Genomic DNA, 15,868 nt, shown 5'->3' with positions numbered 1-15,868 from the left:
TGACCGATGCGTGATGAACCTAGGATACATTGGTGTATCGGATACAGCGCTGTATCGAACACCATGACGATCGATCAGACCTGGAGCGCCCGTGTCCACACTCCTGTTCACCCTCGGACGCTGGTCGTTCCGTCACCCCTGGCGCGTGCTCACCGCATGGCTGCTGATCCTCGTCATCGCCGGCGGCGGTGCGGCACTGCTGAACAAGGGCACCGACAACTCCTTCTCGATCCCCGGAACCGAAGCGCAGGAGGGGCTGGAGCTGCTGAACCGCACCTTCCCCCAGGCGAGCGGCACGAGCGCGCAGCTGGTCGTCGTCGCCCCCGACGGCGAGAGCGTGCGCGATGAGCCCTTCTCCGGAGAGATCGCCGACACCGTGACGGCGTTCGGAGACCTCGGCGACGACGTCCTGGCCGTGACCGATCCGTTCGACCAGACCGTTTCCGGCCTGGTCTCGGAGGACGATCGGGCCGCGATCGTCCGCGTGCAGTTCGACGGCGAGGCGACCTCGGTCAGCGCCGAGACGAAGGACGCGCTCACCTCGGTGGCCGACCGGATGCGATCGGACCTCCCCGACGCCACGCAGATCGCCCTCGGCGGTGACCTGTTCTCGACCTCGATCCCGGCGTTGTCGATCGTCGAGGTCATCGGCGTGCTCGTCGCACTGTTCGTTCTCATCGTCACGTTCCGCTCGTTCGCGGTGTCGTGGTTCCCCCTGATCAGCGCCCTGATCGGCGTGGCTCTGGCGACGTCGATGATCTTCGTCGCCACCCAGTTCGCGTCGGTGTCGTCGACGACCCCGCTGCTGTCGGTCATGCTCGGCCTCGCCGTCGGCATCGACTACTCGCTGTTCATCGCCGCCCGCCACCAGGACCAGGTGCGGGCAGGCATGGATCCCGAGGAATCCGCCGCCCGTTCGACCGGAACCGCGGGATCATCCGTCGCGTTCGCCGGCATCACGGTGCTCATCGCGCTGATCGGCCTGAGCTTCGCCGGCATCCCGTTCCTCACGACGATGGGCATCGCCGCTGCCGTCGCCGTCGCGATCGCGGTCGTCGTGGCCGTCACCCTCACCCCCGCCCTGCTCGGATTCGCCGGGGCGCGTGTCGCCGGCTGGCCCCGCCGGACGAAGCGATCGCGGAAGCGGCCGGTCGCACCTCGCCGGTCGTTCTCGGAGCGCTGGGTGCGCGGCGTCACGCGGCATCCCCTCGTCACGACGATCGCGGTCGTCGTGGGGCTCGGCGTCGTCGCGATCCCGTCGGCGAGCCTGACCCTCGCCCTCCCGAACGCGGGCGTGCAGCCGCCATCGAGCGAGGCCCGGCAGGCGTACGACCTCACCGCCGAGCACTTCGGCCCCGGCGCGAACGGCCCGCTCATCATGACGGGCACCATCGTGACCTCGAACGACCCGCTGACCCTGATGCAGGACATCGGCGACGACATCGCGACCATCCCGGGCGTGAAAGAGGTGGCCCTCGCGACCCCCAACGAGACCGCCGACACGGGGCTCGTGCAGATCGTGCCCGAGACCGCACCCGACTCCCCCGAGACCGCCGACCTCGTGCGCGAGCTGCGCGCACAGCACGACCGATTGCTCGACGAGTACGGCGTCGACCTCAAGGTCACCGGGTTCACCGCGGTCGGCATCGACATCTCCGACCGGCTCGGCGAGGCGCTCCTGCCCTTCGGCGTGTTCGTCGTCGGGCTCTCCCTCATCCTGCTGACGATCGTGTTCCGGTCGATCTGGGTGCCGATCAAGGCTGCGCTGGGCTACCTGCTCTCGGTGCTCGCCGCCTTCGGCGTCGTCGCCGCCGTCTTCGAGTGGGGCTGGTTCGCCGACCTGCTCCACGTCACCCGGGAGGGGCCCGTGATCAGCTTCATGCCGATCATCCTCATGGGCGTCCTGTTCGGCCTCGCCATGGACTACGAGGTCTTCCTCGTCTCGCGGATGCGCGAGGACTACGTCCATGCCCGCCGAGACCGGGGTGGCCGCGCGGATCGCCTCACCGCCGTCGGGGCCGTCCGCTCCGGTTTCACCTCATCGGCGCGCGTCGTCACGGCCGCGGCGGTCATCATGTTCGCCGTCTTCGCCGCGTTCGTCCCCGAGGGCGACTCGTCGATCAAGCCGATCGCACTGGGGCTCGCCGTCGGCATCGCCGTCGACGCGTTCCTCATCCGCATGACGCTCGTTCCGGCCGTCATGGCGCTGCTCGGCGAGAAGGCCTGGTGGATGCCGCGCTGGCTCGACCGCATCCTCCCCCACTTCGACATCGAGGGCGAGGCCGTCGAACGCGAGCTGTCGCTGCGCGACTGGCCGGAGCGCAACACCTCCGCCGCCCTGGTCGGCGAGGATGTCGCCGTCCACGCCGACGACGACGGCCGCGCAGCGGTCTTCTCCGACGCGACCTTCCGCGTCGAGCCGGGCGAGTCGCTCGTCGTCTCCCACCCCGATCCCCGTGTCGGCCGCGCCTTCGCCCTCGCCGTCTCCGGGCGTCTGCGCGTCGACGGCGGGCTGCTCCGCGTCGGCGGGCACCTGCTGCCCGAGCGGGCGCCGTGGGTCCGCTCGCACGTCGGCCTCGCGCTGCTCGACGACACGACCGACCCGGTGGCCGAGCTGCGTCGCGCTACCGCCGGCGGCACGGCGATCGTCGTCGTCGACGGACTCGACGCCCTGACCGGCGCCGACCGCGACCAGGCCGCGGCGGTACTCCGCGACGCGGCATCCGACCTCGACGACCGTCACGCAGGCGCCGGCGCCCTCACCGTCGTCGCCGTCGTGCGGCGCGAGCTCGGCGTGCTCGACATCCTCGCCGAAGCGCACCGCCCCGCTCCCCACACCCTCCCCCTGCACGACGGTGCACCCGCGGCATCCGCGTCCGAACCGTCGCACCCGAACACCGAGGTGATCTCGTCATGACTCTGCCCATCGAGCGCGCCCGCTCGCGCAAGCCCGTCACCTGGCTCACGATCGTGGGCGTCATCCTGCTGCCCGTCCTCATCGGCGGCGTGCTGGTGGCAGCGCTCTACAACCCCGTCGAACGGCTCGGCAACATGCGGGCGGCCATCGTCAACGACGATCAGGCCGTCGAGATCAACGGTCAGCTCGCACCCCTCGGCCGGCAGTTGACCGCGGGTCTCGTCGCCGGGTCGGATGAGGTCCCGAGCAACCTCGACTGGGTCATCTCGAACGACGAGGACGCCCGGGCCGGGCTCGCCGACGGCACCTACGACGCTGTCGTGACGATCCCGAGCGGCTTCTCGGCGGCGGCCACCTCGACCGCCCCGGGCGGCACGCCGGAGAAGGCGACCATCCGGGTCGACACCGCCCCCGACAGCCTCGTCGTCGACGACGCCATCACGGCCCAGATCACGCAGGCGGCGACGTCGCTGATGGGCTCGCAGCTCTCGACGGTCTACCTCGAGAACGTGTTCCTCGGCTTCACAACGCTGGGGGATCAGCTCGGCGACGCCGCCTCGGGCGCGCGTCAGCTCGCCGACGGCGGACGGCAGGCGGCCGACGGTGCGACGCAGCTCGCCGACGGCGCGGGCCAGTTGGCGAGCGGCGCGGGAACCCTCGCGGACGGGGTCGGCCAGCTCGCGACCGGTGCCTCGCAGCTCTCCGACGGCGCCGCGGCGACCCAGACGGGCCTGACCACCTGGGCGCAGGGGGCACGCACCCTTGCGGGCGGGACCAACGAGTTCGCGACCCAGCTGTCGCAGTCGCTGAACGGGCTGAGCGTTCCCCAGATCCCCGCCGAGGCGGTCGCCGGGGCGCAGTACCTCGCCGAGAACTCCGACCGCATCGCCGGCGGGGTCACGCAGGCGGCCGACGAGCTCGCCGCGGTCTCGGCCAGCTGCGAGGCGAACGGCGGATCCGCGCAGGTCTGCGATGCCCTGCGCGCCGTCTCCGAGCGGACGCAGAGCGCACTCCCCGAGGTCACCGGCGTGATCGGCCAGTCCGGCCAGATCGCCGGACAGGTCTCGGGACTCGCCGCCTCGGCGCCCGAGCTGATCGCCGGCCTGCAGCAGGCCGCGGGCGCGGCGACACAGCTCGCGAACGGCATGACCGAGCTCGCCGACGGCGCCGACGCTCTCGCGGCGGGAGGCGGCCAGCTGGCCTCCGGCGCCTCAGCGCTCGCGACGGGCGCCTCCTCCGCCGCCGATGGTGCCGCGCAGCTCTCGTCCGGCGCCGACGAGCTGGCCGGCGGTGCGACCGACCTCGCCACCGGTGTCGGCACGGTCGCCGACGGCACGGGCACCCTTGCCGACGGCCTCGACACCGCGACGGCCGCGCTGCCGTCGTACACCGACCAGCAGGCGACCGACCTCGCGAGCGTCGTCGCGGCGCCGGTCGAGGCCGAGGGCCTGGGTGCCGAGCTGTTCGGAGCCTCGGCCATTCCGCTCCTCACGGGCCTGGCGCTGTGGCTCGGCGCGATTGGATCGTTCGTCGCGCTGCAGGCCGTACCCCGCGGCGCGCTGACCTCGCGGCGCCCCTCGTTCGTGTTGACGCTCCGCGCCTTCGCGCCCGCCGCCGTGGTGGGGCTCGTGCAGGGCGTGCTGGTCGCCGTCGTCGTGCAGCTCGCCGCATCGTACGATCCATGGACGTGGGCCGCGTTCGCTGGGCTCTCCGCCCTCGCTGGTGTCGCCTTCGCCGCGGTGAACCAGGCTCTCGTGGCGCTGCTCGGCGGCGCGGGCCGATGGGTCGCGGCCGGTGTCGCCGTGCTCGCGGTTGCCACGGGAGTCGTCTCGACAGTGCCGGGCGTGCTCTCGCAGATCGCGGGGCTGCTGCCGACGGCATCCGCCTACCAGGGCCTCCTCGCGGTGCTCACCTCGGCCGGAGGCGCCGGCGCCGCGATCGCGGGACTGCTCGTGTGGACGGCGATCTCGCTCGTGGTCACGGTGATCGTCACCGCCCGCGCGCGCACGACGTCGGTGCGCGCCGTGCTCAGCCCCGCCACCGCCTGACACCGCGCCCCGCCCCGCGCCCGCCCCGCCCCGCGCGGGGCGGGGCGGGCGCGGGGATTCACTTGGCAGTCCACGCCCCTTCGCGCCACAGGAATGGGCGCGCGCCGCCAACCGAAGCGGGGCCGCACACCACAGCAAGCCACAGGTGGCAGTTCACGCCCCTTCGCGCCGCAGCAATGGGCGGGCGCCGCCAACCGAAGCGAGGCCACGGACCACAAAGCTTCAGTTGGCAGTCCACGCCCCTTCGCGCCGGAGGAATGGGCGCGCGCTGCCAGGCGAGGCCGGGCCCGCGGCCCGGTGAGCTTCGGGCGGCGGGCCTCACCCCACAGGAATGGCCGATCCGCCAGTCGAGGGCGGCCACCACACCAGCGCAAGGTTCAGGCGGCAGTTCGCGCCCCTTCAGGACGCACGAGTGGGCGGATCCTGCCAACCGAAGCGAGGTCCCGCACCACCGGCATGGCACAGGTGGCAGTTCACGCCCCGTCCCGCGACAGGTACGGGCAGAACCCGCCAACCGAAGGCGCAGGCCGGGCGGCGGCCCCGAGGCTCAGCTCAGGCCGCTGTAGGCGTGCAGCCCCTTGAAGAACTGGTTGACGATGATGAAGTTGAACAGCACCGCCGAGAAGCCGACGATCGACAGCCAGGCGCTGCGGTTGCCGCGCCAGCCGCGCGTTGCGCGCGCGTGGATGTAGCCCGCATAGAGCACCCAGATGACGAAGGTCCACACTTCCTTCGTGTCGAAGCCCCAGTACCGGCCCCACGCATCGTTGGCCCAGATCGAACCGGCGATGAGGGTGAAGGTCCAGAAGATGAAGCCGATGATCGCGAACCGGTAGGCGAGCGACTCGAGAGCGTCGGCACTCGGCAGCGTCCGCAGGAAGCGCGCGCCGTCGCGCCGAGGAGCGGATGCCGCATCCCCGGCGTCTGCGTCTGCGCCTGCGCGGGCCAGGGCGCGTGCCTCGCGTCGCGCCTGCATGAGCTGCACGATCGACAGGGCGAACGCCAGCGCGAAGAAGGCCGACGCGAGCGAGGCGACGAAGACGTGGATGACGAGCCAGATCGACTTCAGCGGGTCCGCGAGCGGCACCACCGCGACGTAGAAGTTGAGGACCGATCCGCCCAGCAGCACGACCGCGAGACCGGTGATGAAGGTGCCGAGGAACCGGAGGTCGTACCGGAAGAGCACGACGAGGTAGACCATCACCACGAGGAGCAGCCCGGTGAGGGCGAACTCGTACATGTTCGACCACGGCACCCGCTCGGCCGCGATGCCGCGGAGCACGGTGGCGCCGAGGTGGAAGAGGAACGCGATCCACGTCAGGGTCGTGCCCATGCGCGCCCACAGCAGGCGCGGCCGGTCGGCGGGGCGGGCGTTGAGCGCGAGCTCGGCCTGTGCCTCCGCGGCGCGGATCTCGCCGATCGTCTGCGAGCCGCCGGCACCGACCAGGACCGGAGCGGCGGCCGCCGGGACGGAGTCCTTGGTCTTCAGCGCGAGGTCGGAACGACGAGCCAGATCGACCGCGTAGGCGATGAAGGCCAGCGCGTAGACAGCCACGGCTGTCCAGACGAGCAGGACCGAGACGGCATCCAACGACAGGTCTTCGGGCATGATCCTCAGTTTACGTCGGGCGCTTGCGCGCGGGCGGGGCGGGGACGGCGGGGACGCTCCGCCTCGGGCGGGACCTCGACCTCGTCGCGCCCGAGGGCGGCGAGGTGGCCGCGGGAGATGTCGGCGACCGCCTGCGCGATCGCGGGGTCCTCTCCGCGGGCGAGACCGGCGTACTCGAGGCGGATCGCGCCGTCGGCCGGGGTCGCCTTGACCCACAGGCGCCGGCGCGGCACGAAGAGACCCGCGAGCAGACCGAGGGTCGCGAGAATCGCGAAGACGAGCACGAACGGCGCCCCCACGTCGCGGTGGATCGACAGCGAGACGTAGCGCTTGACCGCTGCCTCGGCGCCCGACGCGCGCTGGTCCTCGAAGGTCACGGTGCCGCGACCGCCGGGAAGGTCGACGGTCTGACCGGGTTCGAGCTCGAGCGACGCGACCCCCGAGTCGCCGCCGGCGATCTGCTCCATGCCGGTCGGGTCGAGCGTGTACACCGAGCGGGGCGTGCCGTCGTCGATGCCGAGGTCGCCCTCGTAGACGCGGAAGGTCACGAGCGGATTGGTGAGGTCGCCGTAGGCGGAGGCGATGGCGCCCGTCTCGAGCGTCGCAGCGGTCGGGTAGAAGAAGCCGGCGAACCCCAGCTGCTTCGGCATCCCGTCGGCGATCTTGACGACCCCGATCGAGGTCATGTTGTTGTCCTGCGGCAGGAACGGCACGTCCTCGCTGAACACGACCTCGCCTGCGGCGTCGCGGACGGTGATCGTCGGGGCGTAGCCGTTGCCCATCAGGTATACGCGGTCACCCTCGATCCCGTAGGGGTGGTTGACCCGCACGTCGCCGTCGCGCGGCTCCTGCCCGGGCTCGGTCACCGTGAGGTGGGCGAGGAAGTCACCGGCCATCCCGTGCCCCGGTCCCCCGGTGAACGGGCCGTACGTCACGTCGAACTTGTCGAGGGTCAGCGAGTACGGGGGCATCTGGTCGGTGTCGACGAAGCGGCCCGGGTTGAACGAGGTGTAGCCGAGGCCGAGCGAGTTGACGAACGTGTCGCCCTCGACGATGACGGTCTGGCCCGTGTACGTCAGCCCACCGCCGATGCCCACCGAGATCAGCACGCCCACGAGCGCCCCGTGGAAGACGAGGTTGCCCGTCTCGCGCAGGTAGCCGCGCTCGGCGGAGACGGATGCCACGGGGCCCGAGTCGTAGCGCTCGACGCGGTAGCCCGACTTGCGCAGCTGTCGCTGAGCCTCGTCGACGGCCGCCGACGCCGCGGCCGCGGCATCCTCGTCCTCTCGCAGAGCGACGCCGATCGTGCGGTGATCGGCCAGCCGGGACAGGCGCACGGGTGTGCGGGGCGGGCGCGACTTCAGTGCCTGCCAGTGGTGCTTGGTGCGGGGGATGACGCATCCGACGAGCGAGACGAACAGCAGGATGTAGATCGCCGAGAACCACACCGAGGTGTAGACGTCGAACAGCTGCAGCGCATCGAGGATCGGATACAGGTCGGGGTTGTCGGTGCGCCACTGCGTCACGCCGTTGGGGTCGGCGCTGCGCTGGGGCACGATCGATCCCGGAATGGCGGCGATCGCGAGCAGGAGCAGCAGCACGAGCGCCGTGCGCATGCTCGTCAGCTGCCGCCAGCCCCACCGCAGCCACCCGACGATCCCGAGCTGGGGCTGCGTGATCGTGCGATCGCCATCCACGCCGCTGTCTTGCGGGGCGTCGGAGTGGTCTCCCGGTCGCAGCGGCGCCGAGGGATCGGCCTGGTCAGAGGAAGGTCGGGACACCGGCCACCACTCCTTGGAAGACGGACATGATCGTGGTCCAGACGCCGGTGACCATCAGCAGGCCGAGGACGACCAGCAGCGCTCCCCCGGCGATGTTCACGACGCGGATGTGCCGGCGCACGAAGGCCACCGAGCGGGTGGCCCAGCTCGCGCCCAGCGCCAGCAGGACGAAGGGGATGCCGAGTCCGAGCGAGTACGCGACGGCGAGAACCCCCGCGCGGGTGGGGTCGGCCTGGCTGAGGGCGATCGAGAGGATCGCGGCGAGGGTCGGACCGATGCAGGGCGCCCAGCCGATGCCCATCGCGATACCGAGCAGGGGCGCCCCGGCGATGCCGAGGTTCTGCCGCAGCTGCGGCCGGTAGATGCGCTGCGCGAAGCCGAACATGCCGACGAACACGAGCCCGAGCACGATCACGACGGCGCCGAGGACGCGCGTGATGACCTCCTGGTACTCGAAGAAGACGCGGCCGACCGTGCCCGCGAAGACGCCCATGGCGAGGAAGACCACGGTGAATCCCGCGATGAACAGTCCGACGCCGAGCAGCAGCCGTCCGCGGCCCGGCGCGGACGTCGGAGAATTCGTCGAGACGCGGACCGATCCCTCGGCATCCTCCGAGCTTCGCGCGATTCTCCGAGTTTCGTCGCGGCCGGCGCCCCGCCCCGCGGGCTCGCGCGGGGTGACCGCGCTGCCGAGGAAGCCGAGGTAGCCGGGAACGAGGGGCAGCACGCACGGCGAGAGGAACGACACCAGGCCCGCGAGCACGGCGATCGGCACCGCGAGCCACAGGGCTCCGCCGAAGACGATCTCGCCCGGGTTCACGACGATCCCGCGCCGGCGCCCGCCTTCGCGGCGTCCTCGACGAGGGTGCGCAGGATGCCGGCATCCCGCAGCTGTCCGACGATACGGGCGGCGACCCGCCCCTCGGTGTCGAGCACGAGCGTCGTGGGCGCCGCCTGGACCGATGCGGATGCCGCGAGCGCGAGCTTCAGCTCACCGTCGCCCTGCATGAGGAGAGACGGGTAGCTGATGCCGTAGTTCTGCTCGAAGGCCGACGCCTGCTCGGGTCCGTCGTAGATGTTGACGCCGAGGAACTCCGCGCCGACCTCCTGCGTGTCGGTGTAGACCTCTTCCAGCAGCGGCGCCTCGGCTCGGCACGGCCCGCACTGGGCGTACCAGAAGTTGAGGACGAGCGGCTTGCCGGCGTAGTCGGCGCTCGAGATCGTCGAGCCGTCGACGGCCGTTCCGGTGAACTCGATCGGGGCGCCGCGCTCGGCCTCGGGGATCTCCGTGGTCGTGCCGTCGCCCGAGATGAACCCCTTGTTGTCGCCGTCGCGGTACTGCCCCGCGAGGTCGTCGTTGGGGCTCGAGCAGGCGGCGAGCCCTGCCGCGAGCCCGAGGGCGAGGACGGCGGCCACGAGGCGGCGCTTCATCAGACGGCTCCTACATCGACGGCACCCGCGGTGGAGGCGGGCTCGGCATACGCGACCTCGCGCCACGCGGCGCGCTCTCCCCCGTCGTCGAGCTCGAAGCTCGTGACGCTCGAGAGGGCGCACCGGCGCCGACGGGGGTCATGGCGCAGCGGCTCCCCCGCGATCGCGAGGTGGGTGATCCAGATCGGCAGCTGGTGCGAGACGATCACGACGTCGCCCGAATCCGTCGCGTCCCACAGATCGCGCATCGCGGCATCCATGCGCGCGACGATCTCGAGGTAGGGCTCTCCCCAGCTCGGCGTGGCGGGGGTGCGCAGGTGCCACCAGTTCCAGGGGTTGACGAGGGCGTTGCGCATGCGACGGCCCTCGAAGACGTTGTGCGGCTCGATGACCCGCTCGTCGATGACGGGGTCGAGACCGAAGAGCTCGGTGAACGGCTCCGACGACTCGCGTGTGCGCTGCAGTGGCGACGACATCAAGGCGGTGACGGGCCGGCCGAGCGACGACACGTACTCGGCAGCGGAGCGCGCCATGCGCCGGCCGTCCTCGCTCAGTCCGAAGTGCGGCAGCCGTCCGTAGAGCACGCGCCGGGGGTTGTGGACCTCACCGTGGCGCACGAGATGGAGACGGGCTGCGGGCACGGTCTCCAGTCTACGGCGGCGGCTCCTATGCGGACCCTGAGCGCTCGGGTGCCGTGCCCGGCCCCGAGGAGCGGCCTCGCCGCAGCTCGCGCACACGGGAGACGATGAACCAGACGACGAGCACCGCGACGACGATGATCACGATCGTCTGGAAGATCTCGGCGTACTGCTCGACGATGTGCCAGTTCTCGCCGAGGAGGAAGCCCGCCATCACGAAGATGGAGTTCCAGATGAGACTGCCCGCCGTCGTGAGCAGGCCGAACTTCCACCAGTGCATCCGCGCGACGCCGGCCGGAATCGAGATGAGGCTCCGGAACAGCGGCACCATCCGGCCGAAGAACACCGCGATCGATCCGTGCTTCTCGAACCAGTGGACCGACCGGACCACGTCGTCGCCGGTCACCAGCGGCATCCGATCGGCGATCCGGCGCAGGCGATCCGCGCCCAGCCAGCGGCCGAGGAGATACAGGATGAAGGCGCCGGCGACCGATCCGAAGGTGGTCCACAGGATCGCCTCCGCGAGCGTGAACGACCCCCGCGACGCCGCCAGCCCGGCCATCGGGAGCACGACCTCGCTGGGGATCGGCGGGAAGAGGTTGTCCATCCCGACGGCGATCGCAGCGCCGGCCGGCCCGATCGTGTCCATCAGCGACACGGTCCAGTCGGCGAGCGTGGTCAGCCACGACCCGCCCTCATCGGCGGTGGCAGCCGACGCGTGCGCGGAGGCGGTGCGGGTCATGACGGTCATCGGGTGCCTTCGCGCTCGGTGATCGGATGCCCGGCCGGGCCCCGCGGACAGCCTAGGGCCGCGACGTCGGAGATTGCTGGACGCGTAGACTCTCCCCTCGTGAGTGAACGCGTTCTCGTCCAGCAGCTGCAGGCCCGCCCCGACGGCCCCGTTTCGGTGTCCGGATGGGTCGAGACCGTCCGCGATCAGAAGAAGGTGCAGTTCGTCATCCTCCGCGATGAGACCGGTGCCGTGCAGCTGGTCAACCCCGCCACCCGACCGGCGGAGGACGGCAGCGAGCAGGATGCCGCGGCCCTCGCCCTCACCGACCTGATCTCGAACCTCTCGACCGGCACCTTCCTCACGGTCACGGGCGAGCTCAAGCACGACGAGCGCGTCAAGCTCGGCGGCGTCGAGATCAAGATCGGCGCCCTCGACATCGCGGCCGCGGCCCTCCCCGAGACGCCCATCGCCGCCGACTCCGGTCTCGACAAGCGCATGGACTGGCGATTCCTCGACCTGCGCCAGCGCCGCAACAACCTGATCTTCCGCGTGCAGACGACGCTCGAGCACGCCATGCGCACGTACTGGATCGAGCGCGACTACATCGAGATCCACTCCCCCAAGCTCATGGCCTCGGCATCCGAGTCGGCCGCCGAGCTGTTCGAGGTGCCCTACTTCGAGGACAAGACCGCGTATCTCGCTCAGAGCCCGCAGTTCTTCAAGCAGATGGCGCAGTCCGCGGGCTTCGGGAAGATCTTCGAGATCGGCGACGTCTTCCGCGCCGACCCGTCCTTCACCTCGCGGCACGCGACCGAGTTCACCTCGATCGACGCCGAGATCAGCTGGATCGACTCGCACGAGGACGTCGCAGCGATGCAGGAGGAGCTCCTGCAGTTCGCGTTCCAGGCCGTCAAGGACAAGCACGGCGACGAGATCGCCGAGCTGTTCGGCGTCGAGGTCCAGGTTCCCCAGACCCCGTTCCCGCGGATCCCCCTCGCCGAGGCCCGCGAGATCGTCGCGGCACGCGGATACGACATCCCGCGCACCGACGGCGACCTCGACCCCGAGGGCGAGCGCCAGATCTCGGCGCACGTGCTCGAGACGTACGGACACCAGTTCGTCTTCATCACCGACTATCACCCCGAGATCCGCGCCTTCTACCACATGCGCGACGAGGAGACCGGGCTGACGAAGTCGTACGACCTGCTCTTCAACGGCGTCGAGATCACCACCGGCGCGCAGCGCGAGCACCGCGTCGACGTCCTGATCGAGCAGGCCAAGGAGAAGGGGCTCGATCCCGAGCACCTCGACTTCTACCTCGACTTCTTCCGGTACGGCGCCCCGCCGCACGGCGGATTCGGGATGGGCCTCGCGCGCGTGCTGATGCTGCTGCTCGGCGAGTCGTCCATCCGCGAGGTCACCTACCTCTTCCGCGGCCCCACGCGTCTGGCCCCGTAACACACCACCCCGCACACCCGGCAAGCCTTCAGGCGCCGCCGGCCGACGCCCGTATCGTGGCTTCTCCGCTGACGAGGGGAGCAAGACGTATGTGGGACGGCTGGATGGAGTTCGGCATCGCCGTGCTGGTGGGACTCGCGGTCGCGGCGGTGATCGCGGTGGTCGCTCACGTCGCGCTGCGCATCGCCGCACGACGGCAGCGCTGGCCCGAGGTGCTCGGCCGCCGCTCGCGCACGCCGTTCCGTTCGCTGCTCGTCGCCATCGTGCTGTGGGCGGCGGTGCAGACCGCGTTCCCCGATGAGCTGTGGCGGTCGGTGCTCGGTCAGATCCTGACGATCGCCATCATCGCCGCGAGCGCCTGGCTGCTCGCATCCCTCGTGCTCGTCGTCACCGACGTCGCGCTCGGCCGCTACCGCATCGACGTGCCCGACAATCGCGTCGCCCGCCGCATCCGTACGCAGATGCTGATCGTGCGCCGCCTCGCCGTCGCGATCATCATCGTGATCGGCATCGGGGCGGTGCTGCTCACGTTCGACTCCGTGCGCGCGGTCGGGGCGAGCGTCCTGGCCTCAGCCGGTATCGCGTCGGTGGTCGCGGGCCTTGCCGCGCAGTCCGTGCTCGCGAACGTCTTCGCGGGCCTTCAGATCGTCTTCAGCGACGCTCTGCGGGTCGACGACGTCGTGGTGGCCGACGGCGAGTGGGGCCGCGTCGGCGAGATCACCCTCAGCTACGTCGTCCTCGACCTCTGGGACGACCGTCGTCTCGTCCTGCCGTGCACCTACTTCACGACAACGCCGTTCGAGAACTGGACCCGGCGCGGCTCAGAGCTGCTGGGCGCCGTCGAGATGGACCTCGACTGGAACGTCTCTCCCGCCGCGATGCGCACCCACCTGCACGACGTGCTCGAGAAGACCGACCTCTGGGATCGCCGGACCTCGGTGCTGCAGGTGACCGATGCCGTCGCCGGTTACGTGCGGGTGCGCATCCTCGTCACCGCGAAGGACGCCCCGACCCTCTTCGACCTGCGCTGCCTCGTGCGCGAGGCGATGGTCACGTGGGTGCAGCGCACGATGCCGCAGGCCGTTCCGGTGCAGCGGATCGTGATGTCGGATGCCGCGACCCCGGGCCACGGCAGCGACCACCACATCACGCACGACCCCACACCGACCAACGACGGGCTGTTCACCGGCAGCGCCGAGGCCGAGCGCCGGGCGAGCACGTTCACCAATGCGATCCCGGTGGTCGTGACGGACGACCTCGCCGAGCGCGATCGGCGCGACTGACGCGTGCGCCGCCGCGCGCGGCCGAGGCTCGGCTCAGACCTCGAAGTCGACCGAGATGCGGCTCGCGACGACGCCGCGGACGAACGCCGCGACCTCCTGGTGAGCCGGGTGCACCTGGTACTCCTCGAGACCGGCGACATCGTCGAAGTCGGCGACGAGGGCGACGTCGCCGTTCACATCGGCGTAAGCGCTGTTCGGGCCGATGCTCAGGGAGCGGATCGAGGGGACGACACCGACGAGCCCCCGGATGCGGCGTGCCACCTCGGCGGCATGCTCGGCTCGGGTCTCGGCGTCTTCGGCGGCGAGCTTCCAGGCGACGACGTGGCGGATGGTCATGCGGACTCCTCGGTCGGGGTCGGGGTTTCGTCGGTCAGCGCGGCGCGCAGCCGGTCGGCGGAAACACGCCAGTGCGCGTGGAGGCGGTCGTCGATCAACACGACGGGGATCTTCTCCCACCACTGCTCGAAGAGCGCCGGGTCGTCGAAGATCGACCTCTCGACGACCTCGACCTCAGCGTCGCCGGGCAGGTCGGCCACGACCGTGTCGACGATCTCGCGGGCGACGTCGCAGAGGTGGCAGCCGGGCTTGGAGATGAGCGTCAGCGTGGACATCGGTGGCGCGGCGCTCTCAGCGCTCGAGCTCGAAACCGCGCGACGCCCATTCGCCGGTGCCTCCGGTGACGTTCGTCGCATCGTAGCCGCGCGCCTCGAGGGCGGCGACGACCTGCGCCGATCGTCCGCCGGCCTGGCAGATGACGTCGAAGGCGCCGTCGGGCAGCTCGCCGATGCGGTCGCCGAGCTGCGACATCGGGATGCTGATCGCGCCGGGAACACGTCCCGCGGCGAACTCGTGATCCTCGCGCACGTCGATGAGGGGGATGTCGCGGCCCGCGCGGAGCTCGTCGATGGTGATGGATTTCATGCTCGTTCCTCCACGTTCAGCCTAGGCCGCGGCGCGGCGGGGCGGCCGCATCCGGAAAGCACGAAGCGCCCCTCGGCCGGAGCCGAACGGGGCGCTCAGTGACGTCGCCGCGACTTACTTCTTGTTGCGGCGCTGGTGGCGAGTCTTGCGAAGCAGCTTGCGGTGCTTCTTCTTCGCCATGCGCTTGCGGCGCTTCTTGATGACAGAACCCACGGAAAACCTCACTATGTCAGGGTCTGGACGCATCTCGTCTGCGTCCGGGAACAGGCACCTCGCGAAAAATGCCTCGGATCAGTCTAGCCGACGTCGGCGATCGGCCGTTGCACGACGTCGCGCACCGCCGACTCGGGGACGCGATAGCTGCGGCCGAAGCGCACGGCGGGCAGCTCGCCGGAATGCACGAGGCGATACACCGTCATCTTCGACACCCGCATGATCTCGGCCACCTCCGCGACAGTGAGGAAGCGCACATCGGGCAGCTCGGCCATCGTCATCCCTTTCCCCGGATGCGAACACTCTAGGGGTCGGGCGCGACGCGTGTAAACCGGAGTGACGCCTGTTGCTCCGCCGAAGCGAGGGCTCTGGGCTCAGCGTCCGGACCGCTTGCCGAACACGCTCGTGACGGCGTGCTTCGCGGATGCCGCAGCCCGGCCGACCAGCTCGGCCGCAGCGACCGCCTGCTCGGGCAGCGCGGCGACGGGCTCGGCGTCGTAGGCCTCGGACGAGAGGAAGGGGACGAGCCAGTCGTCGACGACATCGAGCGGCTCGGGAGACAGGCTGTAGTAGCGGTGCTGCCCCTCCTCCCGCACGGTGACGAGCTCGGCCCCGCGCAGCACCTTCAGGTGCTTCGAGATCGTCGGCTGGCTCACGCCGAGCTCGCTCACGATCTGCGAGACGCTCGTCCCGGACGAGCGCGGATCGGAGTCCCGATCGAGCAAGAGCCTCAGGATGTCCCGACGGGTACCGTCGGCGATCACGTCGAAGATGTCCGCCATGCCATCAGGTTAGTCGGCGCGCACGCCCGAGTACCATGACATCGGCACCGACCT

The 15,868-nt window shown here is 70.7% G+C and carries 16 protein-coding genes; 4 read left to right on the top strand and 12 right to left on the bottom strand.

The genetic code is table 11. The features are described 5' to 3' along the window. The first annotated feature begins 91 nt into the window (after window positions 1-91). Both CBF90_RS09650 and CBF90_RS09645 read left to right on the top strand, forming a co-directional pair. Window positions 92-2,917 carry an MMPL family transporter gene (locus tag CBF90_RS09650; RefSeq protein ID WP_088380463.1) on the top strand — a complete coding sequence of 942 codons (2,826 nt, stop codon included), beginning with the start codon at window positions 92-94 and terminating at the stop codon, window positions 2,915-2,917. Further along, window positions 2,914-4,965, top strand: a complete 2,052-nt coding sequence (locus CBF90_RS09645; protein ID WP_064956097.1) for a YhgE/Pip family protein — start codon at window positions 2,914-2,916, stop codon at window positions 4,963-4,965. Before CBF90_RS09650 ends, CBF90_RS09645 begins: the two co-directional genes overlap by 4 nt. Before the next feature lie 547 nt (window positions 4,966-5,512). Here the strand turns inward: CBF90_RS09645 and ccsB are convergent. From ccsB to CBF90_RS09615, 6 genes are all read right to left on the bottom strand, one after another. Then, the gene (gene ccsB, locus CBF90_RS09640) at window positions 5,513-6,574 is read right to left on the bottom strand and encodes a c-type cytochrome biogenesis protein CcsB (RefSeq protein WP_071918448.1); all 1,062 of its coding nucleotides are present in this window, start codon (window positions 6,572-6,574) and stop codon (window positions 5,513-5,515) included. Window positions 6,575-6,579: 5 nt separating this feature from the next. Continuing rightward, the gene (locus CBF90_RS09635) at window positions 6,580-8,271 is read right to left on the bottom strand and encodes a cytochrome c biogenesis protein ResB (RefSeq protein ID WP_242435647.1); all 1,692 of its coding nucleotides are present in this window, start codon (window positions 8,269-8,271) and stop codon (window positions 6,580-6,582) included. A gap of 64 nt (window positions 8,272-8,335) precedes the next feature. Continuing rightward, window positions 8,336-9,175, bottom strand: a complete 840-nt coding sequence (locus CBF90_RS09630; RefSeq protein WP_088380461.1) for a cytochrome c biogenesis CcdA family protein — start codon at window positions 9,173-9,175, stop codon at window positions 8,336-8,338. Next, window positions 9,172-9,786: a TlpA disulfide reductase family protein gene (locus CBF90_RS09625; protein ID WP_023952210.1), complete on the bottom strand. Its 615-nt coding sequence runs from the start codon at window positions 9,784-9,786 to the stop codon at window positions 9,172-9,174. Before CBF90_RS09625 ends, CBF90_RS09630 begins: the two co-directional genes overlap by 4 nt. Next, window positions 9,786-10,427, bottom strand: a complete 642-nt coding sequence (locus tag CBF90_RS09620) for a histidine phosphatase family protein (protein WP_023952212.1) — start codon at window positions 10,425-10,427, stop codon at window positions 9,786-9,788. Before CBF90_RS09620 ends, CBF90_RS09625 begins: the two co-directional genes overlap by 1 nt. 25 nt (window positions 10,428-10,452) lie before the next feature. Further along, window positions 10,453-11,175, bottom strand: a complete 723-nt coding sequence (locus tag CBF90_RS09615; RefSeq protein ID WP_023952214.1) for a DedA family protein — start codon at window positions 11,173-11,175, stop codon at window positions 10,453-10,455. Window positions 11,176-11,274: 99 nt separating this feature from the next. Between CBF90_RS09615 and aspS the strand changes: the two genes are divergently transcribed. Then, the gene (aspS, locus tag CBF90_RS09610; RefSeq protein ID WP_088380460.1) at window positions 11,275-12,615 is read left to right on the top strand and encodes an aspartate--tRNA(Asn) ligase; all 1,341 of its coding nucleotides are present in this window, start codon (window positions 11,275-11,277) and stop codon (window positions 12,613-12,615) included. 89 nt (window positions 12,616-12,704) lie between these two features. Next, a complete protein-coding gene (locus tag CBF90_RS09605) occupies window positions 12,705-13,898 on the top strand; it encodes a mechanosensitive ion channel family protein (RefSeq protein WP_023952219.1) in 1,194 nt (397 codons plus the stop codon). 33 nt (window positions 13,899-13,931) lie between these two features. Here the strand turns inward: CBF90_RS09605 and CBF90_RS09600 are convergent, their stop codons facing one another. The 6 genes from CBF90_RS09600 to CBF90_RS09575 all read right to left on the bottom strand — a co-directional run bounded on the left by CBF90_RS09600 (window position 13,932) and on the right by CBF90_RS09575 (window position 15,814). Then, window positions 13,932-14,234 (bottom strand): Dabb family protein, encoded by a 303-nt coding sequence (locus CBF90_RS09600; RefSeq protein WP_023952221.1) that lies wholly within the window; start codon window positions 14,232-14,234, stop codon window positions 13,932-13,934. Continuing rightward, window positions 14,231-14,509 (bottom strand): glutaredoxin family protein, encoded by a 279-nt coding sequence (locus CBF90_RS09595; protein WP_023952223.1) that lies wholly within the window; start codon window positions 14,507-14,509, stop codon window positions 14,231-14,233. The genes CBF90_RS09600 and CBF90_RS09595 overlap by 4 nt, the downstream gene beginning before the upstream one ends. 16 nt (window positions 14,510-14,525) lie before the next feature. Then, window positions 14,526-14,819 (bottom strand): rhodanese-like domain-containing protein, encoded by a 294-nt coding sequence (locus CBF90_RS09590; protein ID WP_023952225.1) that lies wholly within the window; start codon window positions 14,817-14,819, stop codon window positions 14,526-14,528. Window positions 14,820-14,933: 114 nt separating this feature from the next. Continuing rightward, window positions 14,934-15,032, bottom strand: a complete 99-nt coding sequence (locus tag CBF90_RS09585; RefSeq protein WP_003792170.1) for an AURKAIP1/COX24 domain-containing protein — start codon at window positions 15,030-15,032, stop codon at window positions 14,934-14,936. 83 nt (window positions 15,033-15,115) lie between these two features. Continuing rightward, on the bottom strand, window positions 15,116-15,307 hold the full coding sequence (locus tag CBF90_RS09580) for a helix-turn-helix domain-containing protein (protein WP_023952227.1): 192 nt from the start codon (window positions 15,305-15,307) through the stop codon (window positions 15,116-15,118). 99 nt (window positions 15,308-15,406) lie between these two features. Then, the gene (locus CBF90_RS09575; protein ID WP_023952229.1) at window positions 15,407-15,814 is read right to left on the bottom strand and encodes a helix-turn-helix transcriptional regulator; all 408 of its coding nucleotides are present in this window, start codon (window positions 15,812-15,814) and stop codon (window positions 15,407-15,409) included. Window positions 15,815-15,868: the final 54 nt, after the last annotated feature.

Source organism: Microbacterium sp. AISO3 (assembly GCF_002204305.1).
Taxonomy (GTDB): domain Bacteria; phylum Actinomycetota; class Actinomycetes; order Actinomycetales; family Microbacteriaceae; genus Microbacterium; species Microbacterium arborescens.
Note: the sequence above shows the minus strand (reverse complement) of the source record. Positions and strands in the feature narration are given on the sequence as shown.

Bases quoted from the DNA above. Each gene is read 5' to 3' on its own strand.
- CBF90_RS09645 (WP_064956097.1), top strand. From the start codon at position 2,914: ATGACTCTGCCCATCGAGCGCGCCCGCTCGCGCAAGCCCGTCACCTGG.
- ccsB (WP_071918448.1), bottom strand. From the start codon at position 6,574: ATGCCCGAAGACCTGTCGTTGGATGCCGTCTCGGTCCTGCTCGTCTGG.
- CBF90_RS09625 (WP_023952210.1), bottom strand. From the start codon at position 9,786: ATGAAGCGCCGCCTCGTGGCCGCCGTCCTCGCCCTCGGGCTCGCGGCA.
- CBF90_RS09615 (WP_023952214.1), bottom strand. From the start codon at position 11,175: ATGACCGTCATGACCCGCACCGCCTCCGCGCACGCGTCGGCTGCCACC.
- CBF90_RS09605 (WP_023952219.1), top strand. From the start codon at position 12,705: ATGTGGGACGGCTGGATGGAGTTCGGCATCGCCGTGCTGGTGGGACTC.
- CBF90_RS09600 (WP_023952221.1), bottom strand. From the start codon at position 14,234: ATGACCATCCGCCACGTCGTCGCCTGGAAGCTCGCCGCCGAAGACGCC.
- CBF90_RS09595 (WP_023952223.1), bottom strand. From the start codon at position 14,509: ATGTCCACGCTGACGCTCATCTCCAAGCCCGGCTGCCACCTCTGCGAC.
- CBF90_RS09590 (WP_023952225.1), bottom strand. From the start codon at position 14,819: ATGAAATCCATCACCATCGACGAGCTCCGCGCGGGCCGCGACATCCCC.
- CBF90_RS09580 (WP_023952227.1), bottom strand. From the start codon at position 15,307: ATGGCCGAGCTGCCCGATGTGCGCTTCCTCACTGTCGCGGAGGTGGCC.
- CBF90_RS09575 (WP_023952229.1), bottom strand. From the start codon at position 15,814: ATGGCGGACATCTTCGACGTGATCGCCGACGGTACCCGTCGGGACATC.